General features: G+C 39.4%; 15 protein-coding genes. 4 read left to right on the top strand and 11 right to left on the bottom strand.

Translation table 11 applies throughout. From position 1 onward, the window contains the following. Positions 1-52 precede the first annotated feature (52 nt). On the top strand, positions 53-982 hold the full coding sequence (locus H8K32_RS19255; RefSeq protein ID WP_186914188.1) for a DNA cytosine methyltransferase: 930 nt from the start codon (positions 53-55) through the stop codon (positions 980-982). Here H8K32_RS19255 and H8K32_RS19250 read toward each other — a convergent pair. From H8K32_RS19250 to mobQ, 3 genes are all read right to left on the bottom strand, one after another. Next, a complete protein-coding gene (locus H8K32_RS19250; RefSeq protein WP_186914187.1) occupies positions 974-1,912 on the bottom strand; it encodes a restriction endonuclease in 939 nt (312 codons plus the stop codon). The genes H8K32_RS19255 and H8K32_RS19250 overlap by 9 nt on opposite strands. Next, positions 1,912-2,160 (bottom strand): helix-turn-helix domain-containing protein, encoded by a 249-nt coding sequence (locus H8K32_RS19245; RefSeq protein ID WP_186914186.1) that lies wholly within the window; start codon positions 2,158-2,160, stop codon positions 1,912-1,914. The genes H8K32_RS19250 and H8K32_RS19245 overlap by 1 nt, the downstream gene beginning before the upstream one ends. 134 nt (positions 2,161-2,294) lie before the next feature. Then, positions 2,295-3,614, bottom strand: coding sequence for a MobQ family relaxase (mobQ, locus tag H8K32_RS19240; protein WP_186914185.1), 1,320 nt, complete (start codon positions 3,612-3,614; stop codon positions 2,295-2,297). A gap of 201 nt (positions 3,615-3,815) precedes the next feature. On the opposite strand from mobQ, the gene H8K32_RS19235 reads away from it, so the two are divergent. Beyond that, positions 3,816-4,094: a hypothetical protein gene (locus tag H8K32_RS19235; protein WP_186914184.1), complete on the top strand. Its 279-nt coding sequence runs from the start codon at positions 3,816-3,818 to the stop codon at positions 4,092-4,094. 110 nt (positions 4,095-4,204) lie between these two features. Here the strand turns inward: H8K32_RS19235 and H8K32_RS19230 are convergent, their stop codons facing one another. The 4 genes from H8K32_RS19230 to H8K32_RS19215 all read right to left on the bottom strand — a co-directional run bounded on the left by H8K32_RS19230 (position 4,205) and on the right by H8K32_RS19215 (position 7,180). Beyond that, a complete protein-coding gene (locus H8K32_RS19230; RefSeq protein ID WP_186914183.1) occupies positions 4,205-5,698 on the bottom strand; it encodes a DNA primase family protein in 1,494 nt (497 codons plus the stop codon). 143 nt (positions 5,699-5,841) lie between these two features. Further along, positions 5,842-6,168, bottom strand: a complete 327-nt coding sequence (locus H8K32_RS19225) for a hypothetical protein (RefSeq protein WP_186914182.1) — start codon at positions 6,166-6,168, stop codon at positions 5,842-5,844. 226 nt (positions 6,169-6,394) lie between these two features. Beyond that, positions 6,395-6,685, bottom strand: coding sequence for a hypothetical protein (locus H8K32_RS19220; RefSeq protein ID WP_186914181.1), 291 nt, complete (start codon positions 6,683-6,685; stop codon positions 6,395-6,397). 99 nt (positions 6,686-6,784) lie between these two features. Next, a complete protein-coding gene (locus H8K32_RS19215; protein WP_186914180.1) occupies positions 6,785-7,180 on the bottom strand; it encodes a hypothetical protein in 396 nt (131 codons plus the stop codon). Positions 7,181-7,473: 293 nt separating this feature from the next. Here H8K32_RS19215 and H8K32_RS19210 point away from each other — a divergent pair, with 293 nt between their 5' ends. Then, positions 7,474-8,316, top strand: a complete 843-nt coding sequence (locus H8K32_RS19210; protein ID WP_186914179.1) for a hypothetical protein — start codon at positions 7,474-7,476, stop codon at positions 8,314-8,316. A gap of 10 nt (positions 8,317-8,326) precedes the next feature. On the opposite strand, the gene H8K32_RS19205 is transcribed toward H8K32_RS19210, so the two are convergent. Further along, entirely contained in the window at positions 8,327-9,538 is a 1,212-nt protein-coding gene (locus tag H8K32_RS19205) for a helix-turn-helix transcriptional regulator (RefSeq protein WP_186914178.1), read from the bottom strand. Between the two features lie 18 nt (positions 9,539-9,556). After that, positions 9,557-10,948 (bottom strand): tyrosine-type recombinase/integrase, encoded by a 1,392-nt coding sequence (locus tag H8K32_RS19200; RefSeq protein ID WP_186914177.1) that lies wholly within the window; start codon positions 10,946-10,948, stop codon positions 9,557-9,559. 383 nt (positions 10,949-11,331) lie between these two features. On the opposite strand from H8K32_RS19200, the gene H8K32_RS19195 reads away from it, so the two are divergent. Further along, positions 11,332-11,883, top strand: coding sequence for a hypothetical protein (locus H8K32_RS19195; protein WP_186914176.1), 552 nt, complete (start codon positions 11,332-11,334; stop codon positions 11,881-11,883). Positions 11,884-12,836: 953 nt separating this feature from the next. Here H8K32_RS19195 and H8K32_RS19190 read toward each other — a convergent pair. Both H8K32_RS19190 and H8K32_RS19185 read right to left on the bottom strand, forming a co-directional pair. Beyond that, positions 12,837-13,406, bottom strand: a complete 570-nt coding sequence (locus H8K32_RS19190) for a hypothetical protein (protein ID WP_246447510.1) — start codon at positions 13,404-13,406, stop codon at positions 12,837-12,839. Further along, positions 13,407-13,920: hypothetical protein (locus H8K32_RS19185; protein WP_222613201.1), on the bottom strand; the 514-nt coding region annotated here is incomplete at its 5' end.

Genomic DNA, 13,920 nt, shown 5'->3' with positions numbered 1-13,920 from the left:
CTTATTACCCACCTGCGGGATATGATACCCGAAATTTTTTGGATATATATGCATGCTTAAAGTAGCTTCATTTTTTGCAGGAATTGGCGGTTTTGATTTAGGTCTCGAGAAGGCTGGAATGAAAATTGTGTTCCAATGCGAAATAAATAAATTTTGCCAAAAAGTTCTCAAGCAACATTGGCCTAAAGTGCCATTATTCGAAGATATTGGAAAAGTTAATCCATCCGATATTCCAAGTTCTGCAGAAGTGTGGTGCGGTGGATTTCCTTGCCAAGATCTCTCTTTGGCAAATCAAGGCAAACGTAAAGGATTAGAAGGTGAAAGAAGTGGACTCTTCTACAAATATGCTGAACTTATCGCAAGTAACAAACCAAGATGGGTCATTATTGAAAACGTCCCAGGGTTACTCAACAGCCACCAAGGAAAAGATTTCCAAGTTCTCCTCGAAAAGTTGGATGAACTCGGGTATGGCGTTTCGTGGCGAGTATTTGACGCAAAATATTTTGGAACACCCCAACGTCGTAGAAGAGTCTATGTTGTCGCAAGTCTTGGAAACCTCCGCTCCGCTCAAGTACTTTTTGAGTCAGGTCCATTTGCAATCGCTTCTAGATCGGGCATCGGCAAGAGAGAAACCACTTTCAACTCAATTAGAGAAAGCGATAAAGAAGCAAATATCTTTGCTATCCAACACGCAAGCATTGGAAGAAAATCCGAAGCCGGCCCGCAAGCAAAAGGCTACCGAAATGACGGGGAAAGCTACACGCTCGACAGCAGGGGCAGCGCCGACGCTGTATGTAAGACGGTTGATGCCTTCAGAGTGCGAGACACTTCAGGGATTTCCCAAACATTGGACGGAAATAGATACCGAGCGGTAGGAAATGCCGTTTGTGTCCATATAGTTCATTGGATAGGGCAAAGAATCATGGCTGTTGAAAATGAATGGAATAAGGAACTTAAGAAAACAAAAAAGCAATCAAACTAAATCAACGTAAGGTCCTTGAAACATTGCATTGCATGCGGTTCCTTGATTAGTAATCGCCTGTACAAAAAACCCGTAGTTGGTAAAAAGTGATCGGCTTGTATCTATCTTCAAAGGAATTGAATTCGGTGGAGAATGAGAACTTAATTCCGCTGATTTATCCTCAATAAATGTTAGTAATGCCAATGTCCAATTAGCATTTTTTAACGGCGGGAAAATTGTAGTATTAGTTAGTCTCGGTATTAGATAATCATAGATCATTGAGCCAATACAAAAAACCATACGACCACCGGTTAGCATCGCTGTATTCCCTTTAACTAAAAATTGCTCCTGCTGCCTTCGCCACGCATTGGTTACCAATGGCGCAGTTTTGCTCACAGGGCTAGTCAATTCAGCACGCCCGTTTTCCCATTCAGTAATATGCTTAGTTAAATCACCAGTGCTTGTCGTCTCACCACCGCCCTGCATTTCTAAAACAATAGGTCTATCTGGATTAAATGATGTAATCAATGTCGGATTTTTTCTCCACATCACATAATCAGCAGAATAATCACTATCTTGAGTTACAGGAATTGGCACCTCCCTATTTACTAATACTTCATTATTTGTAATTGAAGGGTCAAAAACTTCTTTTGCCACAGCAAGAAGGATATTTTTTTGATGGGCACTCAATGGCATCGGAGACTTTCCACTTCCCTTTTGAGTCGCACATAGACGGTGAGAACACACAATCCACAATTCGTTTGTTTCGGAATCGCGCAAAGAACAAACGGGTTTATCACCTCGTTTTGCTTTATCACAATGAGAGTTTTTGAACGGACACGCAACGATAGGCTTACCTGAAGGGCCGATGTTTTTACCTATTGGTATAGGAGTAATTTTAATACCTGTATCAGTACGAACTCCAAGGTACTCAGCAACGATTACCGCCATTATCTTATCCCTTTTTCCATAGAAAAAACCTCTAGCAATTGACATGGATTTAAGCTTAAGGCGTTAGCAATCTTTATGATATTTAAGAGTGCGACATTGTGCTCACCTCGCTCAATCGCACCAAGATAGCTTCGATCAATATTTGCACGCTCAGCCAATTCTTCTTGTGAAAAACCCGCTTCCAAACGGAGTCCGCGAAGACTTTCTCCAAATCTAATCAAGCAAGCACTTTTTGACTGTTCGTCCATATAGGTAACTTTAAAAACAATTACCTTATGGTACGTTCTAAGATGGATATAGATCCACGGGAAATGAGACCCAATTTAGCTTTTTTATTAATCATCGCCATTTGAAGGTGAAAATTACATAAATTTTTATCAGATTAAAACTTCAACCTTGGAATTTGCACCTTTGCTTCCGCACCATCTGTGCCACTGCCATCTGATTTTTCAACGACATAGCTTTTAATGATGTTGGTATCGTTGGCAATCTTCAATGCAGGTTTGCAATCACGTATGACTTCAAGGTCGGATTTGCTTGGTTTATAGCCTGTGATTTGTTCTGGTCTGAATGCCCCTGATAGAACCGCCTCCAAAAATACCTGTGATTTAAATTCATCACTGCCAGTTAAGTGAAGCCCTTGCCAACCCTTTTCTACTGCCAACTTAATGGCGACTTTGATTTCTTCGTCTGTACCACTCGCTATTTTGATTTGACTACCATAGTCATAAATTTTGCCACCGCCATTGAGATTGATTTGAAAGCATGTGCCAATCTCGGTTTCAATCTCGTCCACTCCTTTGCAATCACTGGCAAATATCTCCAACAAAATCGGAATGTAGGTTCTGGCAAAAATTGCGTCACGATATTTTTTATTGTTCTTTGTGTCGGTTGGATTTAAGAATAAATGCTTGGATTTTTTTGCTTGAACAATTTCTTGCTGGATTGGGCTGGTTTCACCTTCCAGTTTCAATGAAGCGATGAATTGTTTATTTTTTTCGTTACTCATATTTTTCTCCTTGATTAGTGTGTTGAGTTCCTTTCGTTTTGAGGTGATGCCTCGTTTATCCATTGCATGACAATTTGCACCGACGTGGACGGTCGGAATTTGGTCTAGTCCTTGATCTTGTAAACTGCGATGGTCTATTCGGGATTTGCTACTTGCAATTGACAGCCTTCTATTACAGTGCCTTGCCCATTGTTCGCGCCATTCTTGTAATTGCAGCTTTGAATTTAGGTCTCGCATTTTCTTACCAAAACCATCGTTGGTGATATTGATTTCACGAGTGGTTAGTAAAATATGCGCATGTACGTTATTGGGTTTATTATGGATAACTACGTCAGCAATTATTCCTTTGCTAGTTAGCTGAGTATGCACAAATCGCTCCAGCAAAATAATGTGCTGTGAAGGGCTTAGTTCGTGCGGTAAAGCGACGATTATTTCTTTGGCGGTTTGTGAGTCCTTTCTGGTTTCAGACTGTTCTATGGCATTCCAAAGCTGTTCACGGTCTTTCATCCATTGCGGTGCATTGGGTGGTGTGAAGATACGGCGATAAGACACTTCTTTTTTTCTTGTGTAATCAAAAGTTTGACCGGTGCGGTTTTCGTGGATTTTTACTCCAGCTCTATATGCGGCAGCAGAGGTTGAACTTCTCCCGCTGGACCTTGAAATAATTTTTACACTCAAGTGGTAAATTGCCATATATGTTCTCCTGAACGTCTTTGTTTGGGCATTCAGCTTTGAGCACACGTTGAGAGATTTATCTCAACGTATAAGTGCGCATTTCGCTGTTTTATTTTTTTGCCTTTTGCGCTTGACGTTACTTTTTTCTTTGTTATTTATTAAATACAGCGCCAATTTAAAATGTCAACGCTCAAATAATAAAAACAGGAGAAATAAAAAATGAGCAAACCGAACTTAGATAAACTACTTCAGCAAAGAGCTGAGCTTGAAGCCCGTATTCAGCAAACTAGAAATCGTGAAGCGATGGAAGAAAGAAAGCGAGATACAAGACGAAAAATTCTGGCGGGTGCTTATGTGATTAAGCTGGCAGATAATGATTTGCAAAAGCTAGGAAAGGAATTGATTAGTGCAGGAATGCTTGAGCCTAGGGACTATGCATTATTTGGAGTGGATAATGATTCTGCTGACTTTGATTCTAATCGTTTGTCTTTGGACTGATTGATTTTTACACCAAGATTTGAAAAGCGCATGGACGGGTTGGACACTTGGACAGGCTAGGCAGAAAATCAAAAATTCATAACTTTCTGCCTAGCTGTATAGGCTAACTCTTATCCATAAAATGCTTGTTCAATTTCGTTTTTCTCAAGAGCGACTTGCTCAACTAAGTCTTCCTTGCAAAAAACGCCAGTCGTTAAATTGACACAGCGAACACGTTTTTTATCTGCCCCCTTACCCATCATCATGCGTGTTTCTTTAAGTTTAGGAAACTCGCTATGCAATCGGGCAAAGAACTGAGGAACAGCACAAGCTTGAAAACCATTGTCTCGACAAAACTCTCTATAGTTCTCAAATAGAATAGCTTTGTCGTTAAATGGCTGATCCGCATCAGAATAGCTCACTCCATTTGATTCGACCCAGTTGGCAACATTATTAGACTCAATTTTGGCTGAACGAACAGCATGCTTGGAGGCTTCAGGAATCGTGAATTTCTTGTCTCGCTCCAACTTTTGCAAACCTGCCAAAGCCCAATCCAATACGATATGCAATTCAGACTGAATGATTTCTTTATCAAGATCAAGAACGAGTTTGTCACCTGTAAAAGTCTCGTTCCATTCAACGACATGCAAACGACGCCAAAAGGCATCGGATTGGTCTGTCAATGCTGGTAAGTGGTTGGCGCAAATAATAAATTTTGCGAAATTCTGATAGCTCAATACATCCTTGAATTTTCGGTTAATGGAAGTCGTACCGCCTGAGATTAAGGACTTCAAAACCTGTTGATCAATTTTTCCCTTGGGCGTTTCGTCACAAACAACCAAGGTTGCACCGACCAAATTGGATAAATTAAATCCCTCCAACTTATCCAACTGCATGGAAACAGCGTTCTCATGCAAGGCCATCACAATATTAAGCATGGTGCTCTTACCATTACTGCCCTTTGGACCAATCCACAAATGCCCAGTTTGGTGTTTAACATGGGAACATAAGGTGTAGCCAACATAAGTCTGCACCAACTCACGGACTGCTGGATCAGGCAAAGAGGATTCAATGAACTTACCGAACAATGAATCGGCTGGAACTGGTGCTGGCACATAGTTGCCAATTGGTGAAGTTGTTTTAACTGGCACACAATGGGTAATACCTAAATGTCGGTCTGGCTTATTCAATGAAATAGAAAAGTCATTGTTGAATGTAAACCAGCCTCCATGCACTGGAACGATTGTGTTGTGTGATTTTGGTGGCAAGGGCTGTGCCAACAATAAAGCCGTTCTGACACAGCTTTCAGCGGTTCCTGCATTGGCTCGTTGTGGAACATTATTCCCTAACCACCTTAAGGCATGTTTCGAATTCTCATTATCTTTTTGTAACTTCCAGAAACTGGTATTCCAACAGTAGATAAGTTCGTCTTTTTTTGCAACACAGTGATCGTGCTCCATCATTTGTGCATATTGAAATTCTGGGGCGACTTTTATTTTACCTGCTGCTGGCATGGCTTGTACCATCACTGGAGCATTGCTGGTGTAGGTCGTCATTCCAACGGTGACAGGCGCATCACCAAAAGGGTCTAAAAGTGCTTCATTCAAGTTATCTGTTGTGTTCATGATTTTTCCATATTTTTGAGTTTTTGTTTTCCATGGATACGGTGGAACTTCAAAGCCTGCACCTGCAGACCTGAACCGTTGTGTCACCGTGAACCCCAACTTCAGGGTTCTACACATAGGTGCGTCGCTATAAATTGGTTGTATTAATGAATGGTCGTTGCATGTTCAGGTCTCGTTTTTAATTCAACCTGCATCGCAAACTGGTCGCCTATATCTATCACGCAAATATTTTTTACTTCACTGATAGTGTTGCCCCTGTTGGCAACATCAAGAATTAAGGCAAACATGATTCCCATTTCTTCGCCACTCATTTCTTCGTGCAAAGCTGCAATCACATCAGCCCACAATTTAAGGCTTTCTGCATTCAGCGTTTTAGTTAATGGGATTCCGGCTAGGTTTGAAACATCAATGATGGTTTCAATGCCTGAGATTGCAGAACGAATTAATTGCTTTTTTTGGTGGTTATCCATGATTTTTCCTTTTTAAATAGTGGATTGCATTTTTGTTTTTTTTACTTCCAATCTCAGATAGTTTTGAGATGTTGGGTTGCCGCTACTTCCAGCAAAATCGCTCTATTTATGGGGGACATGGTCGCTGTATTTTTATTTCTACTTCTTGCTACTACTTCTAACATTGGCTGCTAAATAGCCCACTACTTTTTCTTATTGTCTTGGGCTATTAACTGCTTATGCTGTTTTACACCTGTGCATAAACGGTGGTAATGACTGGGTCATTTCTGACATAACCTTGCCTTGGTTTGGCGAAGTGGTGTTCAGGTATTTCAATCGCCGCTTGGATTTTTTTCATATCCAATATTTTCCATCCAATATCATCGGTACAACTTGTGCCACCGATTTGATAGCCACGAACAAACTCTTGACCTGTTGAGTTCTTACCGCAAATATAGGCTTCAATTATTCGTGGTAAGCCCTTATATAAAATTAATAGAACCTGCTTATTTTGAATTGCATCTTTAATGACTCGCATACGATTTCCTTTCGTTTAAATGTTTTTTACTGCTCCTTTTTTTGCTACATACTTCAGTATTAAGCGATGTTAATTTCTATCGCCAAATTCGTTTCCACATCAATGGCACATTGCTTCGTAATACATATTCCCTGCATCTTCAAATCGCCATGTCTGTCCATCGCTGGGTAAGCTTTTGTCACCTGATGCAATGCGTTCTGCTACTTCGGCAAGTGTTTCGCAACGGGCAATGTAGGGTTGGCATTTTCGCTTTGGTTGGTATTCGCAAAGAAAACTGTCTTCGGCTAACTCTTCACAAGTTGCCCTGATAATTTGTTCGCCATACTCACCCATATCCCAATAGCCGATTTGATAATCTCGCACGGTATACTCTTCATGTGTATCGGCATCAAGATATTCATCCCAATCTTCTTCAATCATTTCGTTGACTGAAAGCTGCTCATAACTTTTCATGTAAATTTTTTGCTCGGTATTTCTTTTTTTTAGGTGGTTCATTTTTTATCTCCTTAGTTAAATTTGCCCAACGAAAAAATTATATTTCTTTTGCTTTAGATTTTCTAAGTGTTAAAACTAATACTTTCCACCCGTGAATATTTGCCCTAAATTTTTTTTCGTTTTACTGTATTTTTAATCTTCAATCGCCACTAGTTGGTAAAGTGGTTGTTGCGGGGGGTATTTTAAAAAAAGTGGTTGAGACCACTTAGGACTTAAAACTAATAGTTTGCACCCGTAGGTCGAATCAAGTATTTCTTTGCTACACTATTCGTTTTGATTTTCTGGTGGCTATCTTGATTAAAGACCAAAATGCAAATGGAGCGCCAAAGAAGACGCTACTAGAAAGAATGAAAACCAAGGCGTGGCTTTCATTTATCTTCGAAAGTAAAAATACAAGAGAAATAAATGACCTGAATAAGCTGGTCTTTAGCGGCTATGGGGATGTTCCTATATACAGATTGCAAGCGAGCGGGGATATTCCAGAAATTCGGTGGAAAGACTATCAAATTGGATCAGCAAATCCAAATGAAGTCGTCTTGAAAAGGGTTACCCAAGAAAGGCATGTACCAGGCTCATTAGCTGTGTTTGAGACTGGTTTGTATGAAGAAAATAAAATTGTCCCAATTTGGAGAATATTTGAATTTAAATCTGATGCTCTTTCGCATGAATCAAAAGAGTTATGGGCAATGGTGGATGCGATTTGCGGCGACATGCACGACATGAGGTCTCGTGGCGCTCCATATTTAGTTAGATTTAATACGGTAGCTCAACTACTCATACCGAAATCAGAATGGGGAAATTTGCATTTTTCCAAACCGGAAAGTCACCCAAAAATTAATGCTGTTGTTACGGCTTACCGCAATGGATACTTTATTCCGTCTTTGAAATTATTAGGTGGAATAATGGCGATGTGGAGAATCGCCATTGATGTTGGTGAAAGCATGGCGCAAATGGAATATCTTGTGAAAGGCTTATTACTTTGTGAACCGTGCGTTCAAATTTTGAAATCACACGATATTTATGAAGAATTTTTAAGTGCAGTTAATATCATTGAAATTAAAGACTGTATTCAACGCGAAGATTTTGAGACTGCAAAAAAAATTGCTGCCAACTTATTAGGTGAAAGTAAACGATAATTATCACGGGCTAAAAATTCTGCTTAAACTTTTCTTTTGTTTCCCCAGATAAAGATGCTTGCAGTTTTTTATTCAATTGAAAACTATTAAACCCTTTTGCAAAGAGACTAATCTGAACCCCGCATGAATGATTGATTTCTTCTGCAATTGAAATTGGACTTTTGGCGGACTTGTCATCAGAATTTACATCAAGGCCATTTTCCAATAAACCTAATAATAATTGCTGATAGTATGGGGATTCTTGATTCGGATAATTCAAGTGGAAATTTTCAGCGAATGTGTCTGCCATTATATGAGCTACAGTCCCAGAAAAAATTTCATTGTTGTGTGCATCAACAATTTCTACTGGGCGATTAATATTGACGCCAATTTCTTTCAAATATTCAAATGCATATACTGGATTTTCACGGCAAAAATTTACTTCATCTTGCTCAACTATATTTTTCCAAAACCAAAGAGCTGGATTAAAATTTTCAGCCAAGAAATTGTGAGAAAAACCTTCGGCAATTTCTTTGGCGAAATCAAGATTAAATGCCAACGCGGATTCGAAATAGCCTAACCGCTGCGTATCTGTCATTCTTTTTTCCCAGTCGCCATATTTTTTTCTGGCTTCACCAGGATTTTTTGCAATCAAATTCGTCATTTCATTCAGCGCAACCAACAGATCTTTTAGCTCGTTTTGATTTTCTGGCACTGTCGGCGGCTGCAAAGCGGAAAGAGTCATTACTCTTACCAACTTAAAACCATCAGGCTCAATTTCACAGCCATTATCTAAACTACGGAAAAATCCGAGATATTTGTTTTCATAAATAATGACCGGATATAAATCCAAGAATGAAGAACTTTGTTTTCCAAAATCTTCATCAGTTTCAAATTTGGTGAGACCCTTTACATGAGCTTCACTAGTTGAAGATACGGTATGAGTTTCAATCCAATCTCTAACGGCTCCAACAGAATAACGAACAGATTTCGGTAGACGAACAAATTGCGGACCACCACCTTTTACTCGCCATTTTTGCAAGGTTGAAGGCGATTCACCTAACCAATCAGCAAGCATTTCTTCATCAATTAATTTTGACTGAGAAAGGCTATCAAAATCAGTATTAGCCTTTAATTTTAGGTTGCCTGATAATGTCTCTAAAATAGCTGCGATATGAATCGCAGTCATTGGCGTATCTGGTGGCAGCTTTTTTAGCTTATATAAAAAGTCTTCAGTATTCATATGGGAACCAAATGCAGATTAGTTTTTAGTCGTTTTAATTTGGCGAAATTTTTCAACTTGGCTTATGAAAAAATTTTCCACTGTCTGCAAAGTCTCCAGAATTGCCCCTTGGTTTCTCAGCAAATAACGGACATTAACATCTGTCATTTTATGTTTCAAGCAATAATTAATTATCCGTCCATCTGCTTGCATTAGATGGGCAGCACTACCCCAAGTCCTGCGTAAATCGTGATGAGAAACAAATTTCCCACTGAGTTCTTCAAGCTGTTTGAAATGATGTCGTGCATCCTGCGGAATATGCCCAGTTTCACTTTCTGGATAAGCAAAAACAAATGGATATTCTTTCGCTTCCTTATCAATTTTTAGATGAATTTCCCAAAGCTTTTTTAAAATTTCACAAGCCAATTTACTTATTGGAAAAGTGTAGTCTTCCCCGTTTTTTGTTTCAAAATAAGTTACCTGATTTAATTCAAAATCTACCTGGCTCCACTGCATATTGGCAATATCAATAGAGCGCCCAGCCTGTAGCAAACTAAATAAAATGTATGCTGACGCTACTGGATTAACTTCGCTATATTTTTCAATGGCATTCCACCAATCTGCAATTTCAACCTTTTGGAACTCTACATGTCTAGTTTTTACATTCGTAGCTTTCCAGCGCTTGTACACCTTTAAAACATCTACTGGATTCCTGAAATTTTCTTTTTCATCTAACTGCAATCGTGGAATTATAAAATTGTAGGCCGAATTTAAAAGTGTGAAAGCAACCTGATGGGTCCGCACAATTGGAGCTAACCCCTTCTTTGATATTTTCGTCGGTAATGCCCGATTAAAATAATCAAATCTTTCCAAAATTTCTTCTCTTGTTATTTGGCGGAACGGACGATTCAACCAGCTTTCTAACTCAATTTTCCGATCAATGACCCACTCATCATTTGGATTCTTTTTGAGTAAAGTAATAGTTCTTTGGCTCATGTAATCCATACACGATTTCATAGATGTTAGCGTGCCTGATTTCCCACCCTTTTCATCAATCAAATGTTCCTGCTTATATTCTTCTAATAGCCATTGCAATGTTTGGCTTTCTACTTCAGCATCTTTTTTATGTTTTTCAATGGCTTCTTTTTTTACCTGATTCGGATCAATACCTTGAGCAATTTTTGCTAATTCCTGTTGTGCTAAAACACGAGCCTGATCAACGGTCAAATGTCCATAGCGTCCGATTGTTACACGCTTAGGAACGCCATATGGCGTTCGCTTATAGACAATGAAAGTTTTACTTGCCGAACCAATGCGAATTGCAAATCCCTGCAATTGCAAATCATGGATAGTTATTTGCTTCTCTGCTGAAAATGGCAATCTATCAATTTCACTTTTGGTTAACTTTATTTTGCTGGGGTATTCAAACATAACATTATCCTTATTTCAGATTAGGCTACGTATAGGCTACACCACAATGGCAATCAATGGCAACTAATGGAAATCAACGAAAATAACAAAATCATTTTAAATCAATAACTTAGTTAATTTTTAGAGATTCTCATAGTGATGAAAAATGATAGAAATAATGATTGAAAATCCTTGTGTCGGTGGTTCGATTCCGCCCCGGGCCACCAAGAATTAAGTAGTAAAAAGAAGGGCTTACAGCGATGTAAGCCCTTTTTTCATTCTAATGCCGATCTACAATTATCAGCCCCGTTCTACAATTCATCATTAACACTCCAAACGCTACAGCTTCGGGGAATGCGCTATTATTGCGTATTAACCATCAAATTTACATTTTAAGAAGCGACATGCAGCAAAAGTACATAATTGATGGAAAGACATACGACCTATCCCACCTAAAAACCTTTCGGCAAAACTCAACATTCAAACTAAGGCGCGGATCAAAAACAGCACCTGTTGAAGTGACGTTTTCATGTCATTGCTGGTCAAGAAGCCCTATAGAAGGCGAAGAAATCCCCAACTCTCATTTTGTTTACGACGGATCACAAGAAAGTCCTCGCCATAGAATTTTTTGCACAGCGAGGTACGAACTGTCACTAGAGCTTCCGCGAATAATAAGTAAAATGCTAACAGAAAGGGAGAGGGTTCACTTTACGAAAAAACACAACGTTGTTTTCCTGGAACTTCTAGCGCCGATTGTCGCAGGAAAACCACCAATTACTTATTACGTGTTTATAAAGCTTCGGAAGGTTACCCCTGACGGCCAACAAAAATACATTAAAGTAGTAATTGAGTCAGCCTACGCTGAAAATGTAATGTATGACACTCCATCATATGGAAAGCCCATTGCATTTGAAGAACTATTAGGGGATTGCTGGGAAGGCAGATTTCCCAAGTAAAAAAGGAGAAAGCTCCCACTTGGGGAGCTTTCGGAATTGGCGCGAGGAACTCTCTTTTATATTCCACTCCAGGTGGAACCACAATCTCTTGTGGCGGCGCTTAGCTTGCATCACCCCTCGCTAACAGCTAAACCATACCGATATTCTCGGACTTCAGCAGGCTTTCGGCATGACACCTATGCGGCTTCAGTAATCCAATTATACGACATTTAACCAAAAATGGCTAAATTCGATTATTTTTTTACCGATCGTTTAGGCAAGCGCGCAAGCGGCTTAACCAGTTACTCTATTGAATCTGGATAACACCGTAAAGTTGAGCTAAAAACTAACCTAGTGTCATCATCAGTATGGTGGCTGGGAGAGAACGAAGCCTAAGGCTGCATACGCATTACATCAGATTGATCTCAATTAAATTACTATGCTTTTCTATTCAACGGCTTCACAAAATCACCCATCCTGTCCCTTGAATAAATAAAATACTAACCTCTGGGTGCGTCTCTAACGATCTTAATGCAATCGTTAAGCGCGTTCTTTAACTCATCAAACTTCATCAGCTGCTCTTCACTATAGGAATTAATGCCATTACTCTGCTCATTTACAAACTGTTCAAGCTCATTCCTTAGTTGATCCCATTTTTCCATTGTCTTCATTTAAACTAACCTACCTTTGCATAAATATAAGAATTGAAAAATATAATAATAGGTCTTTGCATTTAATGAAACTATTTTTCGAATGTAAAACCGTGCTTAAAAAAAATGCTCTTTGACGTTATTTTTCTGTGAGGTTACAATAGTTCAGAGTCGCCATCTTTTCGAACCAGAGTCGGTCAGCAGAGTCGAAATTCTCGTGTAAAGTGGCGACCCTTTCCCCACATCACCCCTCTTTTGCTTGTGTCCGAGATAAAGGACGTACCTGTAGCTTCTTATTTAATACAAAATCAATTCAAACAAATTTTATAAAGTCATGTTGGCTGGAGGACCATTTTCATTATTTTTTAGATAAATTTTAGCATCATCAACGAAGCGATATAGCAGCTCCCAGTACTTCCTTGACAGGTCAATACCAACACGAAAATTTTTCCCCTCTTGAGCACAAATTGCATAATAGCCAAACATGTACAACGCGACATCTTTATTAATCTGATTTGAGCTAACCAAGAGTGCAATTTCCTCCAAAAAAGCCAACAGCTTTCTTTTTTGATCCCACATTTCTTCTTCTGCCAATTTCGGTGAATCAGCATCAATCAAACAGAGCACAGAATACAAGTCTTTATCATCAAAGAGCCTGCGATGTTGAGCCAAAAAAAATTCAGTCCTTTTTAATTTGGCCGCAGTCTCTTTATCACTTATATCTTTTTCTCTTTGCTCGTTCAATCGTTTTAATTCTTGATAAATTTTGAGCAACCCGACAATACCAAATATAGTTGTAGCAATCACGCCAGCAGATTGCCAATACACCGCCCACTCAGCCATCGAAAGACATTTTTGAGTAAAAACAGCACAATATTCAGCTTGAGCTGGCATTTAGAATATCTCCAAAATATCGTGAACAATATAGCGTTTGACAACCCCTTGGGCACTTACAATTTTTGAGACCTTAAGATGTACTTTCCCATCATTGCCATCATTGTTTTCTTTCATCGACTTAATTGCGAGACCACGAACACGCTGATCATCTGGGTTTGCAAGCTCGTAAGAAACAACTCGGCCTTCTTCGTCAGAAAACAACCTGCCAAAATGACTCAGTACATTAACTCGCGTAACATTTCCGACAATGTACTCGGTTTCTGTTCGCTCAGTACGCGTGGTCACATAGTCTAAGGTGTTAGAGTTAAGTGAAATGATGTCTCCAACACGTGGCCGATTAAGAAAAATTTTAACGTCTTTATCTCGCACAATAGACTTATGAATCGTAAGCACCCGGTCAACACAGGTTGACCGATCCTTAGATTGATGATCGGATTTATTGAGCAGGCTTCCAGTTGTGCGGAAGTAGTTCGCTGATGCGGCTGAATGGTTGCAATGGTAGCCTTTCCAA

It is taken from the genome of Cognatundibacterium jejuense (genome assembly GCF_014284255.1).
In the GTDB taxonomy this organism is placed as follows: Bacteria; Pseudomonadota; Gammaproteobacteria; order Burkholderiales; family Burkholderiaceae_D; genus Undibacterium; species Undibacterium jejuense.
Note: the sequence above shows the minus strand (reverse complement) of the source record. Positions and strands in the feature narration are given on the sequence as shown.

Excerpts from the sequence above, each read along its gene's own strand:
- H8K32_RS19255 (WP_186914188.1), top strand. The coding sequence starts at position 53 with ATGCTTAAAGTAGCTTCATTTTTTGCAGGAATTGGCGGTTTTGATTTA.
- H8K32_RS19250 (WP_186914187.1), bottom strand. The coding sequence starts at position 1,912 with ATGGCGGTAATCGTTGCTGAGTACCTTGGAGTTCGTACTGATACAGGT.
- H8K32_RS19245 (WP_186914186.1), bottom strand. The coding sequence starts at position 2,160 with ATGGACGAACAGTCAAAAAGTGCTTGCTTGATTAGATTTGGAGAAAGT.
- mobQ (WP_186914185.1), bottom strand. The coding sequence starts at position 3,614 with ATGGCAATTTACCACTTGAGTGTAAAAATTATTTCAAGGTCCAGCGGG.
- H8K32_RS19235 (WP_186914184.1), top strand. The coding sequence starts at position 3,816 with ATGAGCAAACCGAACTTAGATAAACTACTTCAGCAAAGAGCTGAGCTT.
- H8K32_RS19230 (WP_186914183.1), bottom strand. The coding sequence starts at position 5,698 with ATGAACACAACAGATAACTTGAATGAAGCACTTTTAGACCCTTTTGGT.
- H8K32_RS19225 (WP_186914182.1), bottom strand. The coding sequence starts at position 6,168 with ATGGATAACCACCAAAAAAAGCAATTAATTCGTTCTGCAATCTCAGGC.
- H8K32_RS19220 (WP_186914181.1), bottom strand. The coding sequence starts at position 6,685 with ATGCGAGTCATTAAAGATGCAATTCAAAATAAGCAGGTTCTATTAATT.
- H8K32_RS19215 (WP_186914180.1), bottom strand. The coding sequence starts at position 7,180 with ATGAACCACCTAAAAAAAAGAAATACCGAGCAAAAAATTTACATGAAA.
- H8K32_RS19205 (WP_186914178.1), bottom strand. The coding sequence starts at position 9,538 with ATGAATACTGAAGACTTTTTATATAAGCTAAAAAAGCTGCCACCAGAT.
- H8K32_RS19200 (WP_186914177.1), bottom strand. The coding sequence starts at position 10,948 with ATGTTTGAATACCCCAGCAAAATAAAGTTAACCAAAAGTGAAATTGAT.
- H8K32_RS19195 (WP_186914176.1), top strand. The coding sequence starts at position 11,332 with ATGCAGCAAAAGTACATAATTGATGGAAAGACATACGACCTATCCCAC.
- H8K32_RS19190 (WP_246447510.1), bottom strand. The coding sequence starts at position 13,406 with ATGCCAGCTCAAGCTGAATATTGTGCTGTTTTTACTCAAAAATGTCTT.